Origin of the sequence: Thalassovita taeanensis (assembly GCF_900110775.1) — a bacterium.
GTDB lineage: Bacteria > Pseudomonadota > Alphaproteobacteria > Rhodobacterales > Rhodobacteraceae > Litorimicrobium > Litorimicrobium taeanense.
This window is the reverse complement of the sequence record NZ_FOEP01000015.1, coordinates 93,109-100,129: the sequence shown is the minus strand read 5'-3', so window position 1 is coordinate 100,129 and position 7,021 is coordinate 93,109. Positions and strand designations below refer to the sequence as shown.

At 60.7% G+C, this 7,021-nt stretch carries 6 protein-coding genes; 3 read left to right on the top strand and 3 right to left on the bottom strand.

What is annotated here, in order from left to right; all coding sequences use genetic code 11:
- Positions 1–322 precede the first annotated feature (322 nt).
- Together BSF79_RS16580 and cysQ are read right to left on the bottom strand one after the other, a co-directional pair.
- Entirely contained in the window at positions 323–1,123 is an 801-nt protein-coding gene (locus tag BSF79_RS16580; RefSeq protein WP_090270942.1) for a 3-deoxy-manno-octulosonate cytidylyltransferase, read from the bottom strand.
- Complete coding sequence (cysQ, locus tag BSF79_RS16575) at positions 1,123–1,941, bottom strand: 3'(2'),5'-bisphosphate nucleotidase CysQ (protein ID WP_090270941.1); 819 nt, start codon at positions 1,939–1,941, stop codon at positions 1,123–1,125. The genes BSF79_RS16580 and cysQ overlap by 1 nt, the downstream gene beginning before the upstream one ends.
- A 115-nt stretch (positions 1,942–2,056) precedes the next feature.
- Between cysQ and BSF79_RS16570 the strand changes: the two genes are divergently transcribed.
- Positions 2,057–2,878 (top strand): ABC transporter permease, encoded by an 822-nt coding sequence (locus BSF79_RS16570; protein WP_090270940.1) that lies wholly within the window; start codon positions 2,057–2,059, stop codon positions 2,876–2,878.
- Here BSF79_RS16570 and BSF79_RS16565 read toward each other — a convergent pair.
- Positions 2,875–3,480 (bottom strand): alpha-ketoglutarate-dependent dioxygenase AlkB family protein, encoded by a 606-nt coding sequence (locus tag BSF79_RS16565; RefSeq protein WP_090270939.1) that lies wholly within the window; start codon positions 3,478–3,480, stop codon positions 2,875–2,877. The two genes, BSF79_RS16570 and BSF79_RS16565, sit on opposite strands and share 4 nt — an antisense overlap.
- A gap of 221 nt (positions 3,481–3,701) precedes the next feature.
- On the opposite strand from BSF79_RS16565, the gene dnaK reads away from it, so the two are divergent.
- Positions 3,702–5,615, top strand: coding sequence for a molecular chaperone DnaK (gene dnaK / locus BSF79_RS16560; RefSeq protein WP_090270950.1), 1,914 nt, complete (start codon positions 3,702–3,704; stop codon positions 5,613–5,615).
- 72 nt (positions 5,616–5,687) lie between these two features.
- The gene (gene dnaJ / locus BSF79_RS16555; RefSeq protein WP_090270938.1) at positions 5,688–6,839 is read left to right on the top strand and encodes a molecular chaperone DnaJ; all 1,152 of its coding nucleotides are present in this window, start codon (positions 5,688–5,690) and stop codon (positions 6,837–6,839) included.
- The last annotated feature ends 182 nt before the right edge of the window (positions 6,840–7,021 follow it).

Below are 7,021 nucleotides of genomic sequence, written 5' to 3'. Positions count from 1 at the left end.
CCGACACGACATCGGACCCTGAACACCCCCAGCAAAGGCCGCCACCCGTCGCTGCACCCACGCAAACCACCATTCTGTAACCATTAGCCTTCCGGCCAACAGATTACAGTATGGAAAACCACCGTCAGCGAAAAAATGTATACAGAAAAGGCGGCGCCAAGGCCAGCCAGACGGGTAATTTCTGCCTCCAAGTGCCGACTCTGTTAGAGTCACCCGTTCAGCGGGTTTGAGCCTGCAAAAATTCGCGCATCCGCCCGGCCGGGCTGCGCGCCAATGGCTCTCGACAAGGGTGGCTGGGCACAACGCTGACCGCCGGTCAGCGTCACTCCATTCCCATCTCGGCCATCATTGCCTCGATCCGGGGCACGTCTTCGGGGTTGTTCAGCTCCCAGAACTGCCGCCCGCGCGCCTCGACCTCGACACACAGAACCGTGCGGTCATTCTCCATGAACCGCAGCTGCTCCAGCCCCTCCAGCGTTTCCAGCGGGCCGCTGTCCCATTCGGGATACTCCGCCAGCGGGCCGGGCCGATACGCATAGACCCCGACGTGGTGAAACACCGGCGTGTCCTCGGCATCGTCATACCGGCGCGAGGTGAATGGAACCACTTCCTTCGAGAAGTACATTGCGTGTCTGTTCCGGCTGAAAACCGCTGTCGTGCCGCCGACGCGCCCCGCCTTGCGATCGTCCAGAAACCCGTTCAGCGCCCGGCCATCGCAGCGCAAGACCGGCGTTGCCACCCCGGCCTCGGGATCGGCACGCAGCCCGTTGATCAGATCCTCGACAAACCAATGCGGCGTCAGCGGCGCATCGCCTTGCAGGTTCACCACGATCTCGAACCCGCCGCCCAGCGCCTGCGCCGCCTCGGCGCAGCGCTCGGTGCCATTGGCGCAATCGACCGAGGTCATCACGACGTCGGCCCCGAATGCGTCGCAATGCTCCTTGATCCGGTCGTCGTCCGTCGCCACCACAACCCGGTCCACACCTCCGACCAGACAGGCCGCTTCCCATGATCGGCGGATCAGGCTTTTCGCCACACCGCCCGCGCCCGTCAGCTCGGCCAAAGGTTTCGCAGGATACCGCGTCGACGCATAGCGCGCCGGAATAACAACCAGCACCGACATTACGCGTCTTTCAGCGCGACACTGGGCGCATAGGCAATGAAGAACGGATTGGCATAGCCATCCTTGCCGTACTTCAGCGTGCTGTGATCGTCGAACCGCACCACTTTGCCGCCCGCCCCGTTCAGCACCGCATGACCTGCCGCCGTGTCCCACTCCATCGTGCGACCCACGCGCGGATAAATATCCGCCTCGCCCGTCGCCACCAGACAGAACTTCAGCGACGATCCCGCGCTTTTCATGTCCTTGACCGCGTATTTGCCGATGTAATCATCCGTCGCCTGATCGCGGTGCGACTTGCTGGCCACCACCATCAGCGCCGCATTGTCCGCCGCGGACACCCGGATCGGGCTGATCGCGCCCATCACCTGCTTGTCCAGCGCCCCGACCTCCTCGACCGAGGACCCGTCGGCCAGCGTAAAGAACATCCGGCCCTTGGCGGGCGCATAAACCACCCCGCGCGTCGGCACGCCATGCTCGACAAAGGCGATGTTCACCGTGAAATCGCCGCGCCGGTGCACGAATTCCTTGGTGCCATCCAGCGGATCGACGATCAGAAACGTATCCGCTGTTTCGCCATGGGTATCCGCCTGCTCCTCGGTCACCAGCATGACATCCGGGAACGCCGTGCGCAGCCCTTGGGAAATCAGCGCGTCCGCCGCCTCGTCTGCCGCTGTCACCGGACTGTCATCGGATTTGGTTTTTACTTCAAATTCGTCAGAATTATAAATTTCCATGATCTTGTCACCGGCCTCAAGCGCAAGTCGACGCATCTCAACGGTAAGTTTTTCGTAGTCCAAATCATCTCTCCTGATCGTCATCGCGCCCGCACCGCGGATTTGTTGATTAAATCGCACAAACCCCTTATGCTGCTACGATAACCGAACAGCAACAATTCGCTGTCATAATAACCGCACAGAGCGGAGCAGTGTACGAATGTTCTATCATACCAGACGCGAATCCGGCCTGGCCTCGGCAATCACCATTGCCGAGCTGATCTATCACAGCGTTGCCCGCAAGATCCGCAAAACCCACGGCAACGCCATCATGTCCATCGTGACCAACCTGCTTCAGCTGGTGGTCTTCGTCATGGCCTTCTACGTGATGTTCTCGCTGCTCGGGCTGCGCTCCTCGGCGGTGCGGGGTGACTTCCTGCTCTACCTGATGTCCGGCATCTTCCTTTATATGACCCACACCAAAACGGTCACCGCGGTGGTCGGGTCCGAAGGGCCGACATCACCGATGATGCTGCACGCGCCGATGAACACGATCATCGCCATCGCCGCCTCTGCTCTCAGTGCACTCTATATTCAGATCCTGTCGCTCGCGCTGATCCTGTTCATCTACTACGTTGCCGTCACCCACTTCGTGATCGACAACGCCGCCGGGGCCTTTGCCATGCTGATGCTGGCATGGTTCAGCGGGCTGGCCGTTGGCATGGTGCTTCTGGCGCTGAAACCATGGTTCCCCGATGTGATCGGCATCGTCGTGCTGATTTACCAGCGCGCCAACATGATCGCCTCGGGCAAGATGTTCCTGGCCAACTCGCTGCCGACATTCATGCTGAACCTGTTTGACTGGAACCCGCTGTTCCACTGCATTGATCAGGCGCGCGGCTTTACCTTCATCAACTACACGCCGCGCTACAGCTCGATCAGCTATCCGATCATCGTTAGCCTGGTGATCCTGATGATCGGCCTGATGGGCGAATTCTATACGCGCCGCAACTCCTCGATCAGCTGGTCCGCCCGCCGCTAATCCACCACCCGACAGGTCAGATTGATCCGCCCGCCCCGCGGCAACAGCGACGATGACCCGAACCTGATCCGGTCCACCCCGTGATAGGACAGCCGCGCCGCTCCCCCCATCACCACCACATCGCCCGAACTCAACCAAACCGATTCGCTCTGCCCGCCGCGCGTGGTGTTGCCGACCCGGAACAACCCGTCATCGCCCAAAGACACCGACAGAACCGGCCAGTCGAAATTGGCCTCGTCCTTGTCCTGATGCATCCCCATCCGTGCGCCCTCGCCGTAAAAGTTGATCAAGCAGCAATCGGGCAGGCGTGCGGCACTGACCAGATCGCGCCAGATCGCCAGAACAGCCTCGGGGATGGCGGGCCAAAGGGCACCCGTCGGGTGCCGATCCTCGTACCGATATCCCCTGCGATCGGAAAACCATCCGTATTTCCCCGCCGCACTCATCCGCACCGTCATCGGCTTGCCATAGGGCGTGTCGGGCGAAAACAATGGCGCCTGCGCGATCACTTCGCGCAGCGCCCCGACCAGATCGGCCTGCGCCGCCCCGTCCAGCCAACCTTTGTAAACGTCGACCCCGCGCAGCGTCAGCTTTGCCACCATTCCCGCCCCCTTTTCGCTCGTTCCGACACTATGACGCATAAATTAGACCAAATTTGCAAAAACCTCGTTCGCTGGGCGCTTGCAGGGCCACGAACCGCTCCTTATATACGCCCAGAAGCGTGATGAACCGGGAACGGCGCATCGCTAAATGGGATCGGGGAAGGATGCCGCAACGGGTCCAGTCCTCGTGCAATCGCCTTGAATTGAAAGGGATCGAAAACATGGCCAAAGTCATCGGTATTGACCTCGGAACGACCAACTCCTGCGTTGCCATCATGGATGGTTCGCAACCCCGCGTGATCGAAAACGCTGAAGGTGCACGCACCACGCCGTCGATCGTCGCATTCACAGATAACGAGCGCCTTGTGGGCCAGCCGGCGAAACGCCAGGCCGTGACCAACGCCTCGAACACGATTTTCGGCGTCAAGCGCCTGATCGGTCGCCGCGCAGATGATGCGCACCTGGCGAAAGACAAGAAAAACCTGCCCTTCGCAGTTGTCGATGGCGGCAACGGCGATGCATGGGTCGAAGCCAAGGGCGAAAAATACAGCCCCTCGCAAATCTCGGCCTTCATCCTCGGCAAGATGAAAGAAACCGCTGAATCGTATCTGGGCGAAGAAGTGACGCAGGCCGTCATCACCGTTCCCGCCTATTTCAACGACGCTCAGCGTCAGGCCACCAAAGACGCGGGCAAGATCGCCGGTCTCGAAGTGCTGCGCATCATCAACGAGCCGACCGCGGCTGCGCTGGCTTACGGCCTCGACAAATCCGAAACCCACACCATCGCGGTCTATGACCTTGGCGGCGGTACCTTCGACGTGACCATCCTCGAAATCGACGATGGCCTGTTCGAAGTGAAATCCACCAACGGCGACACCTTCCTGGGTGGCGAAGACTTCGACATGCGCATCGTCAACTATCTGGCGGACGAGTTCAAAAAAGAGCACGGCGTTGACCTGACCAAGGACAAGATGGCCCTGCAGCGTCTGAAAGAAGCCGCCGAGAAAGCCAAGATCGAACTCTCCAGCTCCAGCCAGACCGAGATCAACCAACCGTTCATCTCGATGGACGGCTCGACCGGTCAGCCGCTGCACATGGTGATGAAGCTGACCCGCGCCAAGCTGGAAAGCCTCGTCAGCGACCTGATCAAAGCGTCGATCAAACCCTGCCAGGCCGCCCTCAAGGACGCGGGCCTGTCGGTCGGTGATATTGACGAGGTTGTTCTGGTCGGCGGCATGACCCGTATGCCCCGCGTCATCGAAGAAGTGACCAAATTCTTCGGCAAAGAGCCCCACAAAGGCGTCAACCCTGACGAAGTCGTCGCCCTCGGCGCGGCCATTCAGGCCGGCGTTCTGCAAGGCGACGTCAAGGATGTGGTCCTGCTCGACGTGACCCCGCTGTCGCTGGGCATCGAAACGCTGGGCGGTGTCTTCACCCGCCTGATCGACCGCAACACCACGATCCCGACCAAAAAATCGCAGATCTTCTCGACCGCCGAAGACAACCAGAACGCCGTGACCATCCGCGTGTTCCAGGGCGAGCGTGAAATGGCGCAGGACAACAAGATGCTGGGTCAGTTCAACCTTGAATCGATCCCGCCCGCACCGCGCGGCTTGCCCCAGATCGAGGTGACATTCGACATCGACGCCAACGGCATCGTGTCGGTCGGCGCCAAGGACAAAGGCACCGGTCAGGCCCAGAACATCACGATCCAGGCCTCTGGCGGTCTCTCCGATGAAGACATCGAGAAAATGGTCCGCGACGCCGAGGAAAATGCCGACGCCGACAAGGCGCGCAAGGAACTCGTCGAAGCCAAGAACCAGGCCGAAAGCCTCATCCACTCGACCGAAAAAGCGATGGAAGAGCATGCCGACAAGGTGGACCCGACCACCATCGAAGCGATCGAACTGGCCATTGCCGCGCTTAAGGACGAGCTGGAAACCGACAACGCCGACAAGATCAAATCCGGCGTTCAGAACGTGACCGAATCGGCCATGAAACTCGGCGAGGCGATCTATAAGTCCAGCCAGGACGAGCCCGGCGATGAACCCACCGCCGCAGATCAGCCCGGATCGGGCGACGACGACATCGTCGACGCCGATTTCGAAGATCTGGACGACCAGAAGCGCTCGTAAGCGGTACTCGGAACCTCTTGGGGCCGGTCCTAACCGGGCCGGCCCTTACCGTTCCCAATAGGGGGATCCCCAATGGCAAAACGTGACTATTACGACGTACTCGGCGTGGCCAAAAACGCGTCCGCCGACGAGTTGAAAAAGGCATACCGCACCAAGGCCAAAGAGCTTCACCCGGACCGCAACGCGGACAATCCCGACGCCGAAGCTCAGTTCAAAGATGCGAACGAAGCCTACGAAGTGCTCAAAGACCCCGAGAAGAAAGCCGCCTATGACCGCTATGGCCACGCCGCCTTTGACGGTGGAATGGGCGGCGGCGGGCGTCCCGGTGGCAGCTATGGCGGCGGCAATCAGGGCGACTTCTCCAGCGCGTTTTCCGACGTGTTCGACGACCTGTTCGGCGACATGATGGGCGGGCGCGGTGGTGGCCGTGGGCGCGCATCGCGCGGGGCTGACCTGCGCTATAACCTGCGTATCACCCTCGAAGACGCCTACTCGGGCCTGCAAAAAACCATCAACGTCCCGACTGCGGTCAAATGCGAATCCTGCGACGGCTCTGGCGCCGAAGGCGGCGTCGAACCCACCACCTGCCCCACCTGCTCTGGCATGGGCAAGGTGCGCGCGCAGCAGGGTTTCTTTACCGTCGAACGTACCTGCCCGACCTGTTCGGGTCTGGGTCAGATCATCAAGAACCCCTGCAAATCCTGCGGTGGTCAGGGGCGTACGCAAAAAGATCGCGCGCTCAGCGTCAACATCCCCGCCGGTGTCGAAACCGGCACCCGCATTCGCCTTGCCGGCGAAGGCGAGGCTGGCATGCGCGGCGGCCCCTCGGGCGACCTCTATATCTTCATCGAGGTGCGCAAACACGAGCTGTTCGAGCGTGAAGACAATAACCTGTTCTGCCGTGTGCCGGTGGCAATGGCCACGGCCGCGCTTGGCGGTGACATCGAAGTGCCCACCATCGACGGTGGCCGCAGCCGGGTGAAAATTCCCGCCGGGTCACAATCGGGTCGGCAGATGCGCCTGCGCAGCAAGGGCATGCCCGCTCTGCGTGGTGGATCGCATGGCGATATGTTCATCGAACTGGCCGTCGAAACCCCGGTCAACCTGACCTCGAAGCAAAAAGAGCTGCTGCGAGAGTTCGAAGACCTGTCAGAAGACAACAACCCCGAGAGCAAGACCTTCTTCTCCTCGGTCAAAAGCTTCTGGGATTCGATGAAGGGCTAAGCAAGCCCTCCGTAACATCCAAAATCAAAAACGGCGTCCCTAAGTGGGCGCCGTTTTTTTGTGTCGATCCGCCTGTGTTAACCCTTTTTGCCGCCGATGCCACGCGTACAGGCGGTGCACGCCCGGTGCACAGGGGGTGCACAGCGATCACACCGCCAAACCCGCGCTTTTCGCAGCGTTAA